This window comes from Staphylococcus sp. 11262D007BW (assembly GCF_053547815.1).
Genome location: NZ_JBPWPJ010000001.1, coordinates 681,266 through 704,469, shown reverse-complemented (window position 1 = coordinate 704,469; position 23,204 = coordinate 681,266). Strand labels below are relative to the sequence as shown.

19 protein-coding genes are annotated in these 23,204 nt (G+C 34.3%); 3 read left to right on the top strand and 16 right to left on the bottom strand.

Annotation, left to right across the window (positions count from 1 at the left end):
* Nucleotides 1–5: 5 nt before the first annotated feature.
* The 7 genes from topA to ylqF all read right to left on the bottom strand — a co-directional run bounded on the left by topA (nucleotide 6) and on the right by ylqF (nucleotide 7,670).
* On the bottom strand, nucleotides 6–2,075 hold the full coding sequence (gene topA / locus ACEE93_RS03450; protein WP_449154902.1) for a type I DNA topoisomerase: 2,070 nt from the start codon (nucleotides 2,073–2,075) through the stop codon (nucleotides 6–8).
* 104 nt (nucleotides 2,076–2,179) lie between these two features.
* Nucleotides 2,180–3,049: a DNA-processing protein DprA gene (gene dprA / locus ACEE93_RS03445; protein ID WP_449156395.1), complete on the bottom strand. Its 870-nt coding sequence runs from the start codon at nucleotides 3,047–3,049 to the stop codon at nucleotides 2,180–2,182.
* A gap of 163 nt (nucleotides 3,050–3,212) precedes the next feature.
* A complete protein-coding gene (sucD, locus tag ACEE93_RS03440; RefSeq protein WP_449154900.1) occupies nucleotides 3,213–4,121 on the bottom strand; it encodes a succinate--CoA ligase subunit alpha in 909 nt (302 codons plus the stop codon).
* A 21-nt stretch (nucleotides 4,122–4,142) separates the two neighbouring features.
* Complete coding sequence (sucC, locus tag ACEE93_RS03435) at nucleotides 4,143–5,309, bottom strand: ADP-forming succinate--CoA ligase subunit beta (protein WP_449156394.1); 1,167 nt, start codon at nucleotides 5,307–5,309, stop codon at nucleotides 4,143–4,145.
* A gap of 267 nt (nucleotides 5,310–5,576) precedes the next feature.
* A complete protein-coding gene (locus tag ACEE93_RS03430; RefSeq protein WP_449154898.1) occupies nucleotides 5,577–5,846 on the bottom strand; it encodes a hypothetical protein in 270 nt (89 codons plus the stop codon).
* 182 nt (nucleotides 5,847–6,028) lie between these two features.
* The gene (locus ACEE93_RS03425) at nucleotides 6,029–6,805 is read right to left on the bottom strand and encodes a ribonuclease HII (protein ID WP_449154897.1); all 777 of its coding nucleotides are present in this window, start codon (nucleotides 6,803–6,805) and stop codon (nucleotides 6,029–6,031) included.
* Nucleotides 6,786–7,670 (bottom strand): ribosome biogenesis GTPase YlqF, encoded by an 885-nt coding sequence (ylqF, locus tag ACEE93_RS03420; protein WP_449154896.1) that lies wholly within the window; start codon nucleotides 7,668–7,670, stop codon nucleotides 6,786–6,788. Before ylqF ends, ACEE93_RS03425 begins: the two co-directional genes overlap by 20 nt.
* Nucleotides 7,671–7,838: 168 nt before the next feature.
* Here ylqF and ACEE93_RS03415 point away from each other — a divergent pair, with 168 nt between their 5' ends.
* The 3 genes from ACEE93_RS03415 to ACEE93_RS03405 are packed head-to-tail and all read left to right on the top strand — an operon-like array spanning nucleotide 7,839 to nucleotide 13,448.
* Nucleotides 7,839–8,222: a GtrA family protein gene (locus ACEE93_RS03415; protein ID WP_449154895.1), complete on the top strand. Its 384-nt coding sequence runs from the start codon at nucleotides 7,839–7,841 to the stop codon at nucleotides 8,220–8,222.
* Nucleotides 8,223–8,254: 32 nt separating this feature from the next.
* The gene (locus tag ACEE93_RS03410) at nucleotides 8,255–10,846 is read left to right on the top strand and encodes a YfhO family protein (RefSeq protein ID WP_449154894.1); all 2,592 of its coding nucleotides are present in this window, start codon (nucleotides 8,255–8,257) and stop codon (nucleotides 10,844–10,846) included.
* 10 nt (nucleotides 10,847–10,856) lie between these two features.
* Nucleotides 10,857–13,448 (top strand): YfhO family protein, encoded by a 2,592-nt coding sequence (locus tag ACEE93_RS03405; RefSeq protein ID WP_449154893.1) that lies wholly within the window; start codon nucleotides 10,857–10,859, stop codon nucleotides 13,446–13,448.
* Between the two features lie 73 nt (nucleotides 13,449–13,521).
* Here ACEE93_RS03405 and rplS read toward each other — a convergent pair whose 3' ends face one another.
* The 9 genes from rplS to rnc all read right to left on the bottom strand — a co-directional run bounded on the left by rplS (nucleotide 13,522) and on the right by rnc (nucleotide 22,887).
* Nucleotides 13,522–13,872, bottom strand: a complete 351-nt coding sequence (gene rplS / locus ACEE93_RS03400) for a 50S ribosomal protein L19 (RefSeq protein ID WP_449154892.1) — start codon at nucleotides 13,870–13,872, stop codon at nucleotides 13,522–13,524.
* Between the two features lie 114 nt (nucleotides 13,873–13,986).
* Nucleotides 13,987–14,712 (bottom strand): tRNA (guanosine(37)-N1)-methyltransferase TrmD, encoded by a 726-nt coding sequence (gene trmD / locus ACEE93_RS03395; protein ID WP_449154891.1) that lies wholly within the window; start codon nucleotides 14,710–14,712, stop codon nucleotides 13,987–13,989.
* Nucleotides 14,709–15,212 carry a ribosome maturation factor RimM gene (gene rimM / locus ACEE93_RS03390; RefSeq protein WP_449154890.1) on the bottom strand — a complete coding sequence of 168 codons (504 nt, stop codon included), beginning with the start codon at nucleotides 15,210–15,212 and terminating at the stop codon, nucleotides 14,709–14,711. Before rimM ends, trmD begins: the two co-directional genes overlap by 4 nt.
* A gap of 141 nt (nucleotides 15,213–15,353) precedes the next feature.
* Nucleotides 15,354–15,629: a 30S ribosomal protein S16 gene (gene rpsP / locus ACEE93_RS03385; RefSeq protein ID WP_449154889.1), complete on the bottom strand. Its 276-nt coding sequence runs from the start codon at nucleotides 15,627–15,629 to the stop codon at nucleotides 15,354–15,356.
* Nucleotides 15,630–15,747: 118 nt separating this feature from the next.
* Entirely contained in the window at nucleotides 15,748–17,115 is a 1,368-nt protein-coding gene (gene ffh / locus ACEE93_RS03380; RefSeq protein ID WP_449154888.1) for a signal recognition particle protein, read from the bottom strand.
* 13 nt (nucleotides 17,116–17,128) lie between these two features.
* Nucleotides 17,129–17,461 carry a putative DNA-binding protein gene (locus tag ACEE93_RS03375; protein WP_449154887.1) on the bottom strand — a complete coding sequence of 111 codons (333 nt, stop codon included), beginning with the start codon at nucleotides 17,459–17,461 and terminating at the stop codon, nucleotides 17,129–17,131.
* Nucleotides 17,448–18,644 (bottom strand): signal recognition particle-docking protein FtsY, encoded by a 1,197-nt coding sequence (gene ftsY, locus ACEE93_RS03370; protein ID WP_449154886.1) that lies wholly within the window; start codon nucleotides 18,642–18,644, stop codon nucleotides 17,448–17,450. Before ftsY ends, ACEE93_RS03375 begins: the two co-directional genes overlap by 14 nt.
* 3 nt (nucleotides 18,645–18,647) lie before the next feature.
* Nucleotides 18,648–22,211 carry a chromosome segregation protein SMC gene (gene smc, locus ACEE93_RS03365; RefSeq protein WP_449154885.1) on the bottom strand — a complete coding sequence of 1,188 codons (3,564 nt, stop codon included), beginning with the start codon at nucleotides 22,209–22,211 and terminating at the stop codon, nucleotides 18,648–18,650.
* Nucleotides 22,204–22,887: a ribonuclease III gene (gene rnc, locus ACEE93_RS03360; RefSeq protein WP_449156574.1), complete on the bottom strand. Its 684-nt coding sequence runs from the start codon at nucleotides 22,885–22,887 to the stop codon at nucleotides 22,204–22,206. The genes smc and rnc overlap by 8 nt, the downstream gene beginning before the upstream one ends.
* Nucleotides 22,888–23,204: the final 317 nt, after the last annotated feature.

Here is a 23,204-nt window from a genome sequence, read left to right as displayed (position 1 = left end):
AAATATTATTTTTGTACTTCTTCTTTATAATCACAATTAGAACAGATGACTTGTGAAGAACGTCCTTTTTTATGTTCTGCGAGATAATGATTACATTTTGGACAATCTCTGCCTACAGGTTTATCCCATGTAACAAAATCACATTCTGGATAATTAGAACAACCGTAGAAAATTCTATTTTTCTTAGATTTACGTTCTACAACATCACCATCATTACATTTTGGACACTTCACACCAATTGGTTTTGTAATTGCTTTTGTATTACGACAATCTGGAAAATTTGAACACGCCATAAACTTACCATAACGTCCCATTTTTATAACCATAGGGTTGCCGCATTTTTCACAATCCTCACCCGCAGGTTCATCCTTAATTTCAACCTTTTCCATTTCCTCTTCGGCACGTTCCACGTTTTGTTTGAAACTACTATAAAAGTTGTCGATAACTTTTTTCCATCCCATATCGCCATCCGCAATTTTATCAAGTAATGTTTCCATATTTACTGTAAAATCAACATCTATAATTTCTGGGAAGTAATCTTTAACTTGCGCATGGACAATTTCACCTAATTCAGTCGGTACAAATCTTTTATTTTCAACTTTAACGTAATTTCGCTTCTGAATTGTATCAATCGTTGGTGCATACGTAGATGGTCGTCCTATTTTCAATTCTTCTAATGTTTTGACGAGTCGAGCTTCAGTATATCTTGGAGGCGGTTGAGTAAAGTGTTGCGCTGGTTCAATTTGAGTAGCAGTCACTTCATTACCTTCTTCAAGTTTTGGTAAACGATTTTCTTTTTCTTTTGTCTTATCGTCATTCGCTTCGACATATAACGTCATAAACCCTTTAAATTTAATGGTTTGACCATTTGCTCTAAATTTAATGTCGTTTTGTGTTAAATCCACTGAAACAGTATCTAAAATAGCCGGTGCCATTTGACTTGCAACAAAACGTTCCCAAATCAATTTATACAATTTATATTGATCTTTAGATAAAAAGTCTTTCATTTCTGAAGGCGTCCGCATTGTGCTAGTTGGTCTAATCGCTTCGTGCGCATCTTGGTCACCTTGTTTACCTTTACTTCCACCTTTAGATACATATGATGCACCGTATTCTCCTTTAATATACTCTTGTGCTTCGTTTTGTGCATCTTTTGAAATACGTGTTGAGTCTGTTCTCATATATGTGACCAAACCAACCGTACCCTTTCGCTTCAAATCAATACCTTCATATAATTGTTGCGCAATCATCATTGTTTTTCGCGCTTTAAAGTTTAACTTGCGCGCTGCTTCTTGTTGCAGTGTTGAAGTTGTAAAAGGTTTCGCAGGGCGACGTGTTTTTTCCTTTTTATTAACACTTGTTACTTCAAAGGTATCACCATCAAGTGCATTCGTAATCACTTCAACATCTTTCTTATTTTTTAGTTTAAATGGTTTACCTTTATAATGAAGAAATTTGGCATTGAATTTCGATTTACCATATCTAAATTCTCCATCAATTGACCAATATTCTTCCGGTTTGAAATTGCGAATTTCATTTTCTCGATCAATCACTAATCTCAACGCTACAGATTGTACACGACCTGCAGATAGACCCTTCTTAACTTTTTTCCATAAAACTGGCGAAATATTATAACCTACTAAACGGTCTAAAATCCGGCGTGCTTGTTGCGCATCGACTAAATTCATTTCAATACCACGAGGTGTTTTAAAACTATCTTTTACTGCATCTTTAGTAATTTCATTAAATACGACTCTATTATTTTGATTTTCATCTAATTCTAAAATGTTTGATAAATGCCATGCAATCGCTTCACCTTCACGGTCAGGGTCACTAGCTAGAAATACTTTTTTTGCCTTTTTAGCATGACGCTTAAGATCTTTCACTACTGGCCCTTTACCACGTATCGTAATATATTTAGGTTCATAATCATTGTCTACATCTACACCCATTTGACTACGTGGTAAATCTCTAACGTGTCCCATTGATGCGATTACTTTATATTTTTTACCTAAATATTTTTCTATTGTTTTAGCTTTTGCAGGCGATTCAACTATGACAAGATTGTCTGCCAATGGAAGTACCCCCTTGCTTTTTCTGTTTACAAAGATAAATGATAAACGGTTAATTTTAACTTTGTCAATCTTTTCCATTTATTTAACAAAGAAATAAGCCTATTCTAGATATAATCTTTTAAAATATCTTTTTCTGATAAGACGATTTCAGCACCTTCTTTGACACGTAATAAATTACCCCTTGTATGCTTGTCAAACATCGTCCCTGGTAAGACATACACATTACGATTTTGATCTAATGCTTGATCTATCGTAATTAAGGCTCCACTTCTTTCTTTTGCTTCGGTGACAAGTACCCCTTTAGATAAACCGCTTATGATTCTATTTCTTTCTGGAAAACGAAACCGTGCTGGTGGGGTGTGCGGAGGATATTCACTGATCGTGAGCCCCACGTTTTCAATTTGATTCCTAAGAGATTGAGTTTGGGTTGGATAATGAACTTGATGACCAAATCCTAAAACAGCAATAGTAGATAAATGGTAGTTTAAGGCACATTGATGTGCGATGGCATCGGTACCAAAAGCAAGTCCTGAAACGATGGTCAATTGCGCCTTTTTAAAGTGTGGAAATAAATAGTCTAATGCTTGAGGAGTGTAGTGTGTATATTGGCGTGCACCTACGATACTTAGAGAGCGTAATGCGTCAGCAAATAATGTGGTATCACCTTTACAAAAGAGAATAAAAGGAGGGTCGTAAATTTCTTTTAACAAAGGAGGATAAGCGGAGTCGTTAATACTGATGATGTTGATATGTTGTTCGGCTAACTGCTGTTGTATCAAGTCTTCGTTTAGTGTCAAAAACGTTTGGAATTTCTTTTTTAATGCAGGAGTGGTCATACATGTTTCCAAACGATGTTTAAAATGGGTGGAATCGACTGTTTCATCGAATAATGAAGGATATTGTAGATAAATCTTGTGAATTTGTCGAGTCGTAAAACCAGCATACACTAACTTTAAAAAATGTTGTTTTATCATGGCGTTCACCTCTATGAATGAATATATAATGAAGCGTTATATGTCAGTTAAAAATAAAAGCACTTATATTCACTACTGTATCGCTTAAACGTTCATATAACATGAACTTAACGACAATACAGCATGAACATAAGTGCAGAAAAATCACCTTTAGCAAAGAGTTCTATTTTTTAATTGTTAATAAAGACTCATAAATGCCTGCTTCTTTTGCAGCATCAATTAAAGTACTACCAATTTCAGATGGTGTATCTGCTGTTTTAACACCGCAGTCATTTAATGTTTTGATTTTTTCTTCAGCAGTACCTTTACCGCCTGAAATGATGGCACCAGCGTGACCCATACGTTTTCCAGGAGGTGCAGTTTGACCACCGATAAAGCCAACTACAGGTTTTGTCATGTTTTCTTTAATCCATTCTGCAGCTTCTTCTTCTGCTGTACCGCCGATTTCACCAATCATTACAACGGCTTTTGTTTCATCGTCTTCATTGAATGCTTTAAGCACATCGATGAAGTTTGTACCATTAACAGGGTCGCCACCGATACCTACAGCAGTTGATTGACCGATACCTTCCTCAGTTAATTGGTGTACTGCTTCATATGTTAATGTACCAGAACGTGATACAACGCCTACATGACCTTTTTTGTGGATGTATCCTGGCATGATACCAATTTTAGTTTCGTCTGAAGTAATCACACCTGGACAGTTTGGTCCTACTAAACGTGTTTTCTTACCTTCTAAATAACGTTTAACTTTAATCATATCCACCACAGGAATATGTTCTGTAATACAGATTGCTAAATCTAATTCAGCATCTGCACTTTCTATAATTGAATCTGCAGCAAATGGCGCAGGTACATAGATAACTGAAACGTTACCACCTGTTTCCTCTTTTGCTTCTTGTACTGTATTAAAAACGGGTACACCTTCAACAACTTGGCCACCTTTACCTGGTGTAACACCTGCTACGATTTGTGTACCATAATCTAACATTTGCTTAGTATGGAAAAGGGCAGTTGATCCCGTAATCCCTTGTACGATAACTTTTGTATTTTTATCTACAAAAACACTCATTTTAGTTGTCCCATCCTTTCCTTACGCTTCATTTACAAGTTTAACAATTTTTTGAGCACCTTCAGCCATTGTACGCGCTGGTTCAATTGCTAAACCTGACTCTTCTAAGATTTGTTTACCTTGGTCTACATTTGTACCTTCTAAACGTACGACTAATGGTAATTTCAGCTCTACTTCTTTAACTGCCTCTACAATACCTTCAGCAATAACGTCACAACGCATAATACCACCAAAGATGTTAACAAAAATACCTTTTACATTGTCATCACCTAAGATGATTTTAAATGCTTCAGTTACTTTTTCTTTTGTAGCGCCGCCCCCTACATCAAGGAAGTTAGCTGGATTACCTTCGAAGTGATTGATTGTATCCATAGTAGCCATCGCTAAACCTGCACCATTAACCATACAACCAATGTTACCATCTAAAGCAATGTATGAAAGTTCATATTTAGATGCTTCGATTTCTTTTGGATCTTCTTCGTCTAAATCACGTAATTCAAGAATGTCTTTATGTCTAAATAATGAATTATCATCAAAATTGATTTTTGAGTCTAAAGCTAAGACATCACCATCACCAGTTAATACAAGTGGGTTAATCTCAACAATTGAACAATCTTTTTCGATAAATACGTTATATAATGCTGTTAAAAACTTAACGGCTTTATTGATTGATTCTTTAGGAATATTGATATTAAATGCAACACGGCGTGCTTGATAAGGTGCTAAACCAACAACTGGATCAATTGTTTCTTTGAAGATTTTTTCCGGTGTTTCTGCAGCAACCTCTTCAATTTCAGTACCGCCTTCTTCAGACGCCATTAAAGTCACGCGATCAGTTGCGCGATCAATTACAAATCCAACGTAATATTCTTTTTGAATATCTGCCCCTTCTTCAATGTAAAGACGTTTTACCTCTTTACCTTCTGGACCTGTTTGATGCGTAACTAATACTTTACCTAGTAATTCATTAGCGTATGTTTCTACTTCTGATAGTGATTTTGCAATTTTAACACCACCAGCTTTACCTCTTCCGCCTGCATGAATTTGCGCTTTAACAACGTAAACATCTGTATCTAATTCTTTTGCTTTTTCCACAGCTTCTTCAGCTGAGAAAGCCACACGCCCTTCTGGAACTGCTACGTCCATTGAGCGAAAAATTTCTTTTCCTTGATACTCATGGATATTCATACTCCATCCTCCTGTTTCTTAAGGTTAAGTTCAACTTTAATTATAGAAAATGTAAGCGCTATTGTAAACAGTTAGCCCTCGTGTTTTCATTCGAATTGCGAAAAGTAACTTCAAATTAGAATGCCATATAGAACACGATTACACCTATTATTGGTAGTCATCTAAATAAAAAACACTCTAAAAATAGAATAACTATTGCGCAAAACGATTATCGTTTGTACGTTTAATACTTTAAATTCTATCTTTAGAGTGTTTACCTGTTATGTTTTATTTGTCTGCTTGGAATTTAATTTGAGTGTCATCATCCATTGGGACACTGATTGTTTTTTGTTGTTCTTCAGTAGATTCCACTTCAAAATTATGATCTTTTAACAAATGAATTAAGTCCATTTGTGAAACGTCTTCGATTGAGACATTTAAGTTATCTTCAATTTTCTTTTTAATCTCATTTAAACGATTTTCATCTTCAGTGATTTCTACTTCTTTCTCTTCAAAGTGTACTAGTACTTTATAAAGTTTCTGTAGTGTTTCATCCATACGATTTTAAATTCCTTTCTTTTTGGACATTTATATATAGTTAAACATAAATGAAATGAAATGCAAGTGTTAAATGTTATTTACACATTACACACTTGAAAATCATTTGGTTATATTTTAACATTTTTTCACCTTTACGAAATCAAAACGACATTGTTTGTTATATAACTTATCATGAATACTTAACTGTATTGTGATTTGATGGGCTCAAAGCTCTGACGATGTATCGGTGTAATGCCCAATTGTTTTAATCCTTCTAGATGATTTTTCGTACCGTAACCTGCATTGTTTGCAAAATCATAGCCAGGATACATTTTCTCGTAATCTTTCATGAGTTGATCTCGATATACCTTTGCAATGATGCTCGCTGCAGCAATGGAAACACTACGCGCATCTCCTTTAATAATCGAATGTTGTTCTTCTTCAATGCGTTCTAATGTCATTGCATCAATTAAATAATGTGTAGGAGAGACATTTAATCCTTCAATTGCGCGATACATGGCCAATTTCGTTGCTTCGTAAATATTATATTGATCGATTTCTTGCGCTGATGCTATCCCAACATTCCAGGCTTTAACTTGATTTTGTAGTTGATCTGATAAATGTTCTCTTTTTTGCACCGATAATTGTTTAGAATCATTAATCCCAATATAATGATGTTGTGCATTTAAAACGACTGCACTCGCGACAACTGGTCCTGCTAAAGGGCCTCGCCCCACTTCATCAATACCACAAATTATCGCATTTGGCGTCTCGTTAAGAATCGTCTCCTCAAATTGACACATTTCTTCATACTGGCGTTCTAATTGTTCGACTTTTTCAATGTGTTTATATCTCGCTTGAAAGGCTTGCTGCACGCCCTTTCTTGAATCTTGATAATCAGGATGGGATTGAAGTGCTTCTTTAGAGTCAATATTGTCTAATTCTGCTTTGATTGTTTTAATCGTTTTCTTGGCCATTTTCTGCGGCCTCATTTTGATCTACAATATCAAAACAGTACGTTCCGATTTTGGCATTACGAATGTCATGAATGATCAATTCAATCACCGCTTCATAGTCGACTTCATTTCCCTTTTGAAGTAATCCACGTTTTCGACCAATCGCATCAAACCATTCTAGTGTCTCTGCTTCTTTAGATACGTCAATTTTATAATGTTGCTTCAATCCTTCAAAATCATGCTCAATTAAAAAGTTTAAGCCAAAAATAGCCACTTCATCTAAATGTACAATACTATCTTTAATCGCACCTGTTAGACTTAACTTTTTACCAATTAATGGATCCTCGAATTTCGGCCATAAAATACCAGGTGTGTCCAATAATTGTAACGATTTGCCGACTTTGATCCATTGTTGTTGTTTAGTGACACCAGGTTTGTTACCTGTTTGAGCAATTGCACGTTTAGCAAGTTGATTAATTAATGTCGATTTTCCTACATTAGGTACACCAACAATCATTGTACGAATTGCTCTAGGCTTTAGTCCTTTTGCTTTTTCACGTTCAAACTTCTCTTTAGTCACTTCAATCGCTGCTTTTTCGACTTGTTTTAAACTTTTCCCGTGTTTAGCATCTACTGCCACAGGAATGGCTCCTTTTTCTTCAAAAAAGGCATACCACTTTTGCATTTCATTTAAATTAGTCATATCCTTTTTGTTCAAAATAACAACTCGCGGTTTGTGTTGCACAACATCATCAATCATAGGATTTCTCGAACTATATGGCAGACGTGCATCTACAAGCTCGAATACAACGTCTACTTTTTTTAATTGTTCTGTCACTTCTCTTTTGGCTTTAGCCATATGTCCCGGATACCATTGTATAGTCATAATACGTCACCTTTCTTTCCTTCTAATTACATAAATATTTATGTTAAAACGATACGATATGATATATTGTATTTGGACTTTAGTTCAATTGTATTAGTTGTATATATTTTATACAAAGACCCTAAAGATTCACTCTTTGAATAAAATAAATGAAAGTAGGTCACCTTTTTGTTTACATCAAAACATATTTTTGAAATCATCCGCTTCATCATTGTGGGCGGAATTAATACAATCAACTATTATATCGTTTATTTACTATTTTTAAAACTATTTCATGTACATTATCTTATCAGTCACATCATAGGATTTATTGTTGCATTGATTATTTCCTACTATTTATCTTGTTACTTTGTCTATAAGGTAAAACCTACATTGAAAAAGTTCTTAGCCTTTCCATTAACACAAGTGGTTAATATGGGCACGCAATTCATATTACTCATCATTTTTGTCGAATTTCTACACATTAATGATGTTTATGCGCCATTTATAGGGCTTATTTTCACAATTCCAATCACTTATTTATTATCAAAATACATTTTGAAAGATCGTTAAATATTTTGGTTTGTATAATGAGGTGATCTTCAATGAAACGTTATCAATCATTATGGATTATTATGACAACTATTGTGTTAGCTGTTGTAAGTCATGCTTATATTCTATTTCGCTTTTTTAAAGATGGCTTATTATTTACAGGTCCTAATGATGGTATGGAGCAAATGGTACCCATTCAGATGTTTTTATATCGAAAATGGTCTGAAGGTACCTTTTTCTATTCTACCGATTTTGGATTAGGTGGCGACTTTTTTACAGATCTATCCTATTATTTTAGTACTAATATACTTTTCATTATCAATGCCTTACTCATTTGGGTGATTGCTCAATGGCATTGGATAGATACAGAATCACTGATGTTCTGGTTTAGTAATGCGCTCGTCGTTTCAATCATTAAATCCGTATTGATTATGTTAGCTACATATTGCTATGGACGCTACCTAAAAATGAATACATATGTATCGATGTTATTTGCTTTTTTATTTGCAGCATCACCACTCTATTTTCGCTTCACTGTCTATTGGCCATTTTTCAGTGATGTTTTTATATTATTGCCCCTGCTTCTATTGAGTATAGAGCGATATTTAAAATCTGGAAAAATAGGGCTATTTATAGTTGTGACTGCATTATCATTTATCAACAACTTTTATTTTGCGTATTATCAGGTGCTAGCTGGACTTGTTTATTTTGTATTAAGACTTATTTTTCGTCATCGACAAGATATTTATCACCACTTTTATACAACATGGACTATGGTCATCGCGAGTGTGCTAGGTGTAGGGATTAGTTTATTTGCCTTCTTTCATGGTGCAAGAAGTTTTATCAATAACGAACGTATTCCTTACGAAACGCATATCCCGCTTCTAGAACCATTAAATGAAAATAATAATATTTTTATAGACAATTATTTAATCGTTATACTCTACATCGTTATTCAAGCATTACTAACGTTTAAATTGTATCGTCATTTTTACTTTAGACTTTTTGCTATTTTAAGTTTAATTGCAATTATTGCGTCGTTTTCACCATATGTAGATCATATTTTTAATGGCTTTTCGGCACCACAAAAGAGATGGCATTACCTTATCGCATTTGTAACAAGTGGCTTAGTAGCAAGTTATGTTCAGTATTTTAAAAGTATTTCAGTGAAAACATATCTCCTTACTTCAATACCAGGCTTACTAACGATAATAATCAGTGCGATTTTTTATCAACAATTTGTAGCTTGGTTCATTATCATTCCTTTTGTCTTTTTAATAGGATGGTTCGTGTTGTTGCAACAAAACACATCTCGTAAATGGCTAGGCACCCACGCATTGACTTGTTATCTAGTGAGTATCGGCGTATTAATGTTAGGTATTTCATACGTCTTCATACATCGTCAAATTTTTCACGAGGACCATGAAGCGCGTGCGAACACCCAATATATCAATCAAAGTTTGTATAATACACCACTTCAAAATGCGTTGGTTGATGACATGAAATCAGCTATTGATACAGATGAACGTATCGATTGGCGCGTCAATGAACAAGATAATACACCGATGTACCAAAATTTTAAAGGTTTAAGTTTGTACTCAAGTATTTTCGATCGGTCTCTTATTGACCTTTATTATAATCAACTTATGATTAATCTGAAACAAGAATCCGTCAGTCGTTATCAATCTACTGGTGGTCGTGCCAATATTGCGAGTTTATTATCAGTACGTTACCAAATGCTAAAAGAATATCAGGATAATCTTCCAAATTTCTTTAAACACGTGCAATCCTCTGGTCAATATCATATATATGAAAATACAATGTCATTACCTGCTGTCCGCATAACAGATCAATACTATAACGCCGATTCATTAACAACCCCAATCGACCGAGAACATGCTATGATTCAAGGCGTTGTCCTCTCTAATAAGGGAGAAAACAAAAAGGATACTGCTCCGAATTTATTAAAAGAGACATCGATGACGACACCGCAGGCTAAATGGGCTAACGGCCAACTTGATGTAAAGGAAGCTAATGGAGGCGTGACGATACAACTCCCTCAATCTGTGGCAGAACGGTATGATGATTTTTATATTACATTATATGCAAAAAGAGGTTTGCCAGATAGTAATTCTACCATTACTGTTAATGGTTATAACAATCAACGTTTATTTAATGACTCAACTTATAAAACTGGACAGAATCATTTACTATACAGAACTAAACCTGACAAAAACAATCAAATCCATATTCAAATTTCTCCAAAAGGCCCCTATACTTTTAAATTAAATGGGATTTATGGAGAAGATTACAGTACTTTAAAAAAGGCTAATAAAGAAAAACAATATACCTATCAAGAAAAGAACGACAGTATCAATATAAATCTTAAGAAACATCAAAATGGTATGGCTGTCATTAATATTCCATATCGCCAAGGCATGCAAGCAACTGTCGATGGTGAAAAAGCTCCGGTTCAAAAAGTAAATTATTTTATGACAGGCATTCCGGTGGATCAAGCAGCACAACATATCCAAATTACTTATCGTCCACCCTATTTTATATGGATGATCGGTATATCGGTTGTTAGTTTAATATTAAGTGTATTATATTGTCGTATAATCAATAAAAAAATAAAAAGGAAATGAGTGACGTTGCGTGAAATATAGGTTTAATAAACAAAATATATGGAGATGGCTCCTCCTACTTGCGATTGCTTTAGGTGTAGGCGTCATTGTATATGCGCCTACTTGGTTCAGGTTCATTCAAGATGGCATCATATATAGCGGTAACGGAGATGGTTTTAAACAAATGATGCCCTTCCAAATGTTTTTATATGAGCACTTCTCCCAATTTCCCGCTTTATATGATTTAGGGTTCGGCTTAGGCGGAGATTTCTTTACCGATTTAGCCTATTATTATTCTACTTCTCCATTAATGTACCTTAATTTTGGCATTATTGGTTTAACAGAATGGCTTACTAATATCCAGCCAGAGCACATTGAATTTTGGCCTGGAAATCAAATTTTCTTAGCATTTATTAAATGTGTCATTACATTTTTAGTTGCTTACGGGACGATGCGTGAATTTAAACTCTTCGGCAAATATCGTTTTTTAGGCGCATTTTTATATAGTGCTTCATCAGTTTTATATTATTTTAATTTCACTTGGTCATTTTTTGGTGATATTTTAATTTATCTCCCATTATCAATCTGGGGAATGGAGCGCTTTTTCAAACAACGCAAAATTGGGCTATTTATAATAGCAATTGCGTTAACTCTATTTTCAAATTTTTATTTTAGTTATTATGAAATGATTGTACTTTCATTTTATTTAGTTTATAGAATGATTTCACCACATCGAGACGATATTGTACGTCGTTGGCAAAAATTGATTCTACTTATACCAACGACTTTAATAAGTTTAATGATCGGCTCTATAGGCTTTTTTACAGGTGTCAAATCATTTTTAAATAATGATAGACAGTCCAATGAAGTCTTCTTTTCTCCAATCATTGACTTCTCTCAGAAATATCATATTTTTACAAACGGCTTTTATATTACACTAAGTTTTATTGTATTAGTCGCATTATTTTCATTTAAATTATATCGCCATTACTACTTTAAATTATTCGCGATTGCGACGTGGGTTTTATTAATCGGCTCATTTTCATTGTATTTCGATAGTTTTTTTAATGGCTTTTCCTTCCCTCAAAGACGTTGGGTTTATATTTTAGCCTTTTCTTCTAGTGTGCTCGTTGCACTTTGGCTTAAACATATAACCGCTTTGACTTGGAAAGATTACCGGATATCTATCTATCCTATCGTCATTTTGTTAGTCGCCACATTATTCACTTCTCGAGGTGAGATGTGGTGGATGATTTGTGCAGCATTCATTTTAATGATACTTGGTTATTATGTATATCAGCAAAAGCATATTCCAAAAGTCGCATTAAATAGCATTATTGGTTTATTTATCGTGCAACAATTCGTTCTATTAATAAACTATCACGATAATAATATTGCGCCGTATCAGTCTACCATAAAAGATATACAAGCACCTGATTATCACAGCAAGATTTTACAAAGAAATATTGATCAAATTACACAAAATCAGTCACCATTTGAACGCATTGACTATATGAGCACTTATTCAGTCAATTCAAGTATGATTTATGGCTTTAATGGCGTGAGTTTATATTCTAGTATTTTTGACGGTCATATTATGGATTATTACGATAAACTACTACAAATCAACATGGAGTATGATAGTAATAGTACCTATCGTTTATTAGGTGATCGTGCCAATCTCTATGCGTTATGGAATGTGAGTGATCGTATAAAGGAAGCCCCTGATTCTTCTCAACCATATGGAATGGAAAAGCAAAAACAAATTAAGGATGGAGATACTCTTTGGGATCATTCTACAAACCAAATTCAATATCCAAGTGCGCACTTAACTTCAAAAGTGTATGATCCAGATCAATTGAAGACGCCAATAGACCGTGAACACGCTATGCTTAACGGGATTATCAGCGATGATATTCCAGCCAACTCATCCATACAACAGAACGAAAATTTACTGTCTCAAGCTTCAATAACTCCACGTAATGCAAAACGTGTCGGTAATATATTAAATGTTCAACAAGATGACGGTGGCTTAGATATTACATTACCAGAACAGACTCAATCTGCTTATAAAGATTATTATATCGAAATGGATGTCGAATTAAATGCACCAAATAAGCAGCATTATTTAGAAGTGAATGACTTTCATCAAAAACGTTCTAAACTAGACTATGCATATCGCCGATTTGTAACACCTATCACAGTACGTGTACCGGTTGATGATCAGCTTCAACTTAAATTAGCCAAAGGATTATATCGTGTGAATATTAAAGGGATTTATGGTGAAGACTATAAAACACTTAATAACGCTAAAGAAAATGTGCAACCAGTTAAAGTTAAGGAACATGCACGTTACTTTGATGTTAAAATGGCACCTACCAAAGATAGCTATTTAGTGCTACCAATGCCTTATAGAGAAGGATTAACTGCAGAAGTAGATGGTCAATCTCGAAATGTTGAAAAAACAAATGGTTTAATGACCATGATTCCTGTGCATAAAGGTGAATCAAATGTAAAAGTAAGTTATCAATTGCCTTATATTAAATGGCTAGCAATCATTACCGTTGTTGGTATTTTAGCTGCTTTCGTATATCGTTGGTGGTTACGTCGAAACAATCATTAAATTGCATAACAAAAAAGAAACGTCAATGGATATACCATTGACGTTTCTTTTATTTAAAAATACTGCTTTATCATTAGCGAATCTCTTGGATACGAGCAGCTTTACCACGTAAACTACGTAAGTAATAAAGTTTAGCCCGACGTACTTTACCACGACGTTTAACTTCGATTTTTTCGATTTTAGGTGTGTGTAATGGGAATGTACGTTCAACACCTACACCTGAAGAAATCTTACGTACTGTGAATGTTTCAGAAATTCCGCCACCACGACGTTTAATAACAACGCCTTCGAATACTTGGATACGTTCGCGTGATCCTTCAATGATACGAACGTGAACACGTAAAGTGTCACCAGCGCGGAATGTTGGAATATCATCACGTAATTGTGATTTTGTAACTGCTTCGATTAATTTGTGATTACTCATTGTTTATTCTCTCCTTCAGCCTATGTTCATGCTTCGACACATCTTTGAGCAGCGGACCATAGTGATTTTTGTGCTTTCACACTCAAATTATATTAGCATAGTGTTTCAGTCTTTTCAACAGTCTTTGTGTAATTTTATATATATTTCGTCTTCAGCCGTTAATGGATATTGGGATAGTAAATCTGGACGCTTATTTAAGGTACGTAATAAGGATTGTTCATGACGCCATTGTTCAATATTACGATGATCGCCTGATAATAATACATCAGGAACACGCATTCCATTGAAATCACGAGGTCGTGTATATTGAGGATATTCTAATAATCCACTTGAAAATGAATCATCCTCATGCGAGGTTTGGTTACCTAACACTTCTGGTAACAATCTTACAATGGCATCAGTCATCACCATTGCTGGTAATTCTCCCCCGGTTAATACATAATCACCCACAGAAATTTCATCAGTTACTAAATGTTCACGAATTCTTTCGTCATACCCTTCATAATGACCACAAATAAACACAAGATGTTCTGAGGTTGATAACGATTCTGCCACCTTTTGGTTAAAGGGTTGTCCTTGTGGTGTCATTAAAATTACACGTGTTTGTTCTGTCGTATCAATAGATGATATCGCATTGAATATCGGTTCAGGCTTTAAAACCATTCCTTGACCGCCACCATAAGGATAATCATCTACTTGTTGATGTTTGTTCATCGCATAGTCTCGAAAGTTCACAGTATTAGTGGATAATATACCTTTATCACGTGCACGTTTTAAAATAGATTGATTAAGTACGCCTTCAAACATTTCTGGAAATAGTGTTAAATAATCAATTCTCATTCGGTTAACAATCCTTCCATAGGTGTAATATCAATTTGTCGTTTTTCAATATCAATATGTTGTACGACGTCTGCTATGTAAGGAATCAGATGCTCTTTTTCACCTTTTACAACCCATACATCATTAGCACCTGTTTCAAAAATTTCTATCACACGTCCAATAGGTGTCCCCTCTGCAAAAACGGTACAACCTATAATATCTGAATAGTAAAATTCATGCTCATCCAATTCGATATCTTGATGATCTCTTTCTTGATATAATTTACAGTTTTTCAAATGCTCGATATCGTTGATATTTTGATATCCTTCAAACTTCAACATATGTAGACCTTTGTGCATACGGTGTGACACAATCGTTAATTCAATTGTTTGTCCACGATATTCAGTGTGAAGCTGTTCGCCAGGTTGAAAACGTATGTCAGTAAAATCTGAATGTGATTGAACTTTGACTTCCCCTTTGATGCCATGCGTATTCACGATTTTACCTACTTCTACAATCATCAGTAACGTGTCCTCCTTTAATTTAACACATTTATATTTGAGAAAAGGGGCTGAGTCACAATCAAACGATGAATTGGCTCAGCCCCTAATTGCATAGATAAAGATAATGATTAGTCATTTATCTTTATGTTACACAGGTTATTATTTAGCTCTCTTTTGCTCGTCGAATGTTTTTAAGATACCTTGACGAGATAAGATATTGTGTACAGTATCAGTTGGTTTCGCACCGTCTTTTAACCATTTTAATGCTAATTCTTCATCAATTTTAACTTCCGGTGCATTTACTGCTGCTGGATTGTAAGTACCGATTTGCTCGATGATACGACCATCACGTGGTGCGCGTGCATCTGCAACTACGATACGATAGAATGGATTTCTTTTTGAACCTAAACGTGTTAAACGAATTTTAACTGCCATTTATAACTCTCCTTTAATTTCAATAATTTTATCATTTACAAGAAATTATGATAACAGGAATTACAAGTGTTGTAAAGACAATTTTCTTTACCATTTTAAATTTCTTATTTCACACTCATTAAAATGGTAAATTCATTCCTTTTAGCATATTTTGAAGTTGTTTTTGTTTACCTTTTTTACCTTTGCCGCCACCCGTAAATTGTTTCATCATTTTCTTCATATCATTAAATTGTTTTAATAAGCGATTGACCTCTTGTAAAGAACGTCCAGAACCAGACGCGATACGACGCTTTCTAGACATATTCAGGACTGCTGGATCTTCTCTTTCCATTGGTGTCATAGATTGAATAATGGCTTTAATATGATCGATTTGTTTTTCGCTCATATTTAATTTATCCAATCCTTTCATCTTATTCATACCAGGAATCATTTTCATGATGTCATCTAGTGGCCCTAAATTTTTCACTTGATCCAATTGTTCTAAGAAATCTTCTAAAGTAAAAGATGACGTACGCATTTTTTGTTCAAGATCTTTGGCCTTTTCTTCGTCAACATCTTGTTGCGCCTTTTCGATAAGACTTAAAACGTCACCCATACCTAAGATTCGTGAAGCCATACGTTCAGGATGGAATAACTCTAATCCATCGAGTTTTTCGCTCATACCAATGAATTTAATTGGTTTTTCAGTAACAGCTCTAATAGATAATGCTGCACCACCGCGAGTATCCCCATCAAGTTTAGTTAATGTAACGCCTGTAATATCCAATTGTTCATCGAATGATTCAGCTACATTGACTGCATCTTGACCTGTCATCGCATCGACAACTAACATAATTTCGTTAGGTTTAGTGATTGATTTAACATCTTGTAACTCATTCATTAATGTTTCATCAATGTGTAAACGACCTGCCGTATCAATAATGACAAAATCTAAATGCTCGTCTTTGGCATGTTGAATTGCGTTTTCCACAATTTGTTGTGGTTTCACTTGATCGCCTTCTGTATAGACGGGAATATCTATTTGTTTTCCAACTGTTTGAAGTTGATTGATTGCAGCTGGACGATATATATCAGCCGCTACTAATAATGGCTTTTTGTTATATTTTTTACGCATTAATAATGCAAGTTTCCCAGCAGTTGTTGTTTTACCTGCACCTTGTAAACCAACCATCATCACAACAGTAGGTGGTTTTTTAGCCATAGTAATGGATGTATTATCGCCACCCATTAATTCAGTTAATTCTTCTTGGACAATCTTTATCACTTGTTGTCCAGGTGTTAAAGATTTCATTACATCAGAACCTAATGCACGTTCCGAAACTGTTTTAATGAAGTTTTTTACAACTTTGAAGTTAACGTCCGCTTCTAACAATGCCAAGCGTACTTCACGCATCATTGCTTTGATATCCGCTTCAGTTACTTTACCTTTACCCTTGATTTTTTGCATTGTTTGTTGCAAACGATCGGATAAGCCTTCAAATGCCATAAAGTCCCCCTCCTTATTCTAATTCTTCTAGTTCATTTATATATGCTATTAATTGATCAGGGTCATTAATATGTTTTTTCATTTCATTATATATTTCTTGTCGTCTAGAAAAACGATGATATAATCCTAATTTTTGTTCATAATCTTCAACTAAATCACCAGTTCTTCTAATATTATCATATACAGCTTGTCTACTCACATCAAATGTCTCTGCAATTTCACTTAACGCATAATCTTCCAAATAAAATAACTGTAGATAATTACGTTGTTTTTCAGTTAAAAGTGACTGGTAAAAATCGAACAAATAATTCATTCGTACCGTTTTAATTAAATCATTCTCGCTCATCTTCATTTACCTCTGATTGTGATTCCTCTTCTGATACATTTTGTTCAATCATATCAGCAAATAAGCCATATACGTAACTTTCAGCATCAAATGGTTGTAGATCATCTAATTTTTCGCCTAAACCAACATATTTAACCGGAATGTGTAATTCATTTCTGATAGCTAAAACAATACCACCTTTTGCGGTACCATCTAATTTTGTCAGCACAATACCTGTTACATCTGTAACTTCTTTAAACGATTTAGCTTGAGATAATGCATTTTGACCTGTTGTGGCATCAAGACATAATAACACTTCATGAGGCGCTTCTGGAATAGAACGAGAAATGACGCGCTTCACTTTTTCTAATTCATTCATTAAGTTTTGTTTATTTTGTAAGCGACCTGCTGTATCGCAAATTAAAATGTCAGCCCCTTTATTTTTAGCAGCATTAATCGCATCATACATTACAGCAGCAGGGTCTGATCCTTCATTTTGGCGTACGACTTCAATGCCAACGCGTTCTCCCCAAACTTCTAATTGTTCAATTGCACCGGCACGGAACGTATCACCAGCGGCTAACATTACTTTTTTACCTTGTGCTTTATAACGATGCGCAAGTTTACCAATTGTTGTTGTTTTACCAACGCCATTCACACCCACCATTAAAATGACATTAAGACGATCGTCTTCAAGGTTCATTTCTTCTGAATGTTCATCTTCTTGATGATAGATTTCAACAATTTTTTCAACAATCACTTCTCTTAAATCTTCAGTTTCTGTAATGTTTTGACGTTTCGCTTCCATTCGTAGTTCATCGACAAGTTCCATCACTGTGTTAAAACCAACATCTGCTTGAATTAACATTTCTTCTAAAGCTTCAAAAAAGTCTTCGTCCACTTTTCGATAATGCGCTAATAGATTATTAAGCTGTGCTTGGAAGTTGGCACGTGATTTTTCCAAACCTTCTCTAAATTTGGCACCTAATTTTTGAGATTCAATTTCTTCAAATTCTTCGATAGAGATTAATCCATCATCCATCTCATCCACACTTTGATCGGTCCAATCAATCTCTTTTGAAGGTTTATCAACATCTTCTTGTTGCGTTTGATCTTCTTCAAGATTTTCTAACGGCTCTACTTCTTCATTTTGTTGATTTTCTTTTTTTGAAAACTTATCTTTTAAACGTTTAAAGAAACTCATTATTTATTCCTCCTCCAACATGTCATCAATAGTATTTAAATTCACACTTACAAGTTTAGAAACACCTAATTCTTGCATTGTCACTCCATATAAACGGTCGCAATACTCCATTGTGCCTTTACGATGCGTGATGACAATAAATTGTGTTATTTTTGAAAGTTCTTTTAAATATGACGCATAACGTAAAACATTCGCTTCATCGAGTGCCGCTTCAACTTCATCTAAAATAACAAAAGGTGCTGACCGCACTTTTAGAATAGCAAATAATAAAGCGATAGCGCTCAATGCTCTTTCTCCACCACTGAGTAAAGAAAGATGCTGTAATTTTTTACCAGGAGGTTGGACTTGGATATCAATGCCTGCAGTTAAATAATCATCTTCTGTTAGGGTGAGCTCAGCTTGACCACCATCAAAAAGTGTTTGAAATACCACTTCAAATTGTTCTTGAATTGCATGAAATGTGGTTTTAAATCTTTCTGTCACTTCTTGGTCCATTTCTTTAATAATTTGCTCTAATGTCTCTTTCGCTTCACGTAAGTCTTTTTGTTGAGACGTTAAAAACGTATAACGTTCATTTACTTCTTCAAATTGTTCAATCGCTTTAATATTAACTGGACCAAGTTCCTCAATAGACATTTGAGTTAACTTCACTTTTTGACGTAACGCATCAATGTTTTCCTCATTAATCGTATAATTTTGAGCTGCATATTCAAAAGTCATATGATATCGTTCATCTAAATGTTCGAAAGCATGATCAATCAATACGTCTAATTTTGATTGTGCTGTTTTAATATCTTGATATTGATTTTCGATAGATAACACTGTTTGATGCGTATTTTCTAGTGCATGTTCATTAGATTCAATTAAATCTTCAAGTTGTTGACGTTTATGACGCCATTCCTCTTGTTTAGTAGTCAAGTCTTCTTTTTGTGTTTTTAAAGCTTGAATACGTTCCTCTATCTTTTCTAAAGTTGTTGCATCATTAACATCATCAGAATTCACAATCTGTAATTGATCTTCTAACTTTTGATTTTGAGATTGAATACGGTCAAGGCTTTGTTGAAGTCGTTTTAATTGATTGTTCTGAGTGGTGATTTTTTCTTTAACCACAGCTAAATCTGACTGTTGCTGATGGCACTCAGCTTGCTTTTGATTGCGTTCTTGCTGTTGCAGTTTAGTCGTTTTTGTAAGCTGATTAATTTCTTTTTCTAATGTTTCAAGTTGTTGCGCAATCGTATCTTTTCTGTCTTTTTTAGCCTCTAGCGTTTCGATACTTTGACTACGCTCATAACCATCATTTTTTTCAAATTCAAATTCTTCATGTTCATTCTTTAAGCGTTGCTCAATATCATGATAACGATCATATTTTAAACTTAATTCATGTTGCTGCTGTTTTAATTCGTTATATTCTTGTTGGTATGCGACATAACTTTGGCTTAGTTGATCTTGTTCTTGTTTTTGTGCTTTGCAACTTTTTTCTAATTGCTTTGTTTGTTGAATATAAGTGTCATATTGGTCTTTTAAACGTTTTAATTCCTCTTTTTGACTCAAGACAGATTGTCTTTTTTGTTGATTGCCCCCAGTCATTGCACCACCTGGATTCACCACGTCACCTTCTAACGTCACAATACGCGTTTGATATTGAATACGTTTAGCAATATGATTAGCATGTTCAAGGGTGTCAACGACGAGTGTACGACCTAACAATTTTTCAACAATTGCACGATATCTATCATCAAAATGTACTAACTCACTTGCAACCGCGATAAACCCTTCTTGATCAGACACTTTTTCAATGATATGTCTATCTAAAAAGTTACCTTTAATTACTGACAACGGTAAAAATGTCGCGCGTCCAAGCTTTTTAGTTTTTAAAAATTGAATGGCTTGTCGTGCACTTTTTTCATCATCCACAATAACATGTTGCAAACTAGCACCTAATGCAATTTCAATCGCAGTAGTATAATTAGTAGGAACATCAATTTTTTGAGCAACAGCACCATGTATGCCTTTTAATGGTTGATTTGATTTTAACACCGCTTTGACGCCTTGATAGTATGCGCCCATGTCATCTTCTCGAGCATCCATTGCATCAATACGTGATTTAATTTTATCCGTGTAACGATAAGCTTGATGAAGTTTTTCTTCATTTTCTGCATAGTTTTGTTTAACAGAGGTTAATTGCTCCTCTATCTGCTTAATTTTATCATTGATATCATCTATTTGTCTTTGCTTATCCTTTTTATCTTTGTCAATTTGACGCATATTTTCGGTTGCTTCTTGAAGTTGATGATATGCTTCTTGTAACTTTGAATCTAAACGTGATTGTTTTTTATCATGCTCTTCTAAAGTACGTGATAAAAATCGAATATCATTATTTATCTCTGACTGTTCTGTAATCAGTTGATAATATTTATCTTTTAAAGATTCTATTTTTCCTTCTGCATCTTCATCTGCTTCATACAATAGTGCTTCTAATGCTTCTATAGATTCAATTAATGTTGTTCTTTGTGATTTGAGTTGGGATAACGTCGCTTTAGTCGCTTCAATTTCACTTTCGACCGATGTTCTTTCTATTTTTAAACTTTCTTGTTCTTCTTCAATTCGCGCATTCGTTTGAGATTGATTTTTTTGACGTTCTTCTATTAAATGATACTGACCTGTCAGTTTCTCAATTTCTCCCGTTATTTCCACAAGATCATGATTTAATGTTTCTAACTGCTGATCAATATCAAACCGTTCACCCTTATATTTTTGAATGGTGTGGTTAATATTTTGTTTTTTACTTTTAGCTATTTCTTGCTCACTTTTTAAATCATTTAATGAATGATCATATTGTGCAATTTGATCTTTATACGATTGAATATCATGAACTGTAACTTGAATATCACTTTCTTTTAACGTTTCTGATAGTTTTAAATATTCACGTGCAATCGCCGCTTCTTCTTTTAAAGGTTCCACTCGTCCTTCCAAATCATATAAAATATCTTCAACACGGACTAAATTATCTTCAGTTTGTGATAATTTTTCGAGTGAGGCTTCTTTTCTTTTTTTATATTTTAAAACACCTGCTGTTTCTTCGATAATTTGACGACGGTTTGTAGGCTTTGCATTTAAAACTTCATCTACGCGTCCTTGTGAAATAATACTAAACGCCTCTTTACCTAAGCCTGAATCTAAAAACAATTCAGTAATGTCCTTTAAGCGACGACGTTCATTGTTAATAAAAAAGGCACTGTCTCCATTTCGATATAAACGTCTTGTTATTGTGACATCTTCTTCATCAATGTTCAATAAACCTTGACGGTTGTCAAGACATAATTGTACTTCAGCACTATTTTGCGCATTACGATGTTTAGCACCAGAGAAAATAATGTCTTCCATTTTACTGCCTCTTAATATCCGAGCAGATTGTTCTCCTAACACCCATTTAATAGCGTCAGTAATATTACTTTTACCACTACCATTTGGACCTACAATCGCGGTAACGCCTTTATCAAATTCGATATGTGTTGGTTCAGCAAATGATTTAAACCCATATGCATTGATTGACTTTAAATTAACCATTACCTGACTCCTTTTGTGTCAATGCAAAAAATGCTTGTTCTGCAGCTTTTTGTTCCGATTCTTTCTTAGTACGTCCCACACCAGTTGCAATAGCTTTTTTATTTAAAATGACCTCTGATGTAAAACGTTTATTATGTGCTGGGCCTTCTTCTTTAATAATCTGATATCTTAGCTGCCCTAAATATTGTTGATGCACATACTCTTGGAATTTTGTTTTAAAGTCTACTGCGCCCATTAATTGTTCATCTTCTACATAAGGAAAAATGACTGATTTCGCAAACGTTTTAACGACCTCTAAACCTTGATCTAAGTAGAGTGCACCGACAAATGCTTCAAAAACGTCAGCCACAAGCGAAGGTCTTGTACGCCCTCCTGTTTTTTCTTCACCTTTTCCTAATAAAATGAGTTCATTTAAATTAATTTTATTTGCAAATATTACAAGTGATGGCTCACACACAATATTGGCACGCATTTTCGTTAAATCTCCCTCTGGAAGTTGCGGATATTGATCAAATAAAAAACGTGAAACCGTCAATTCTAATACTGCATCTCCTAAGAACTCAAGACGTTCATTATGTTCTATACGCTTCATATTAAAATCGTTAATAAAGCTAGAATGCAAAAACGCTTGTTGGTATAAAGCAATATGATTATAAGGTAAGTTTAAATCTTTCATTTTTTGTTTAAAATCTGTCTGAAATTTTTCAATTAGTTGTTGTTTTCGTTTATTGGGCATTCAGAATCCTCCTTCAAATAAACGTAGTCACCTTTAAAATTAACTCTCTGTAATAGCAACTACATTAACTTAACATTTATCATAATATATCATTTTTATTTATCCACACACCACTAAAAGCCGATGCGTTAGATATCCGCTATGTATCAATCACTTTGGTTGTTTCATTCATATTAATCCTATGACATTCTTTCTGATAAATTACCTTAAATATCAAAAACGCTTATATATATCATACCATTAGTAAAAAATCTGAG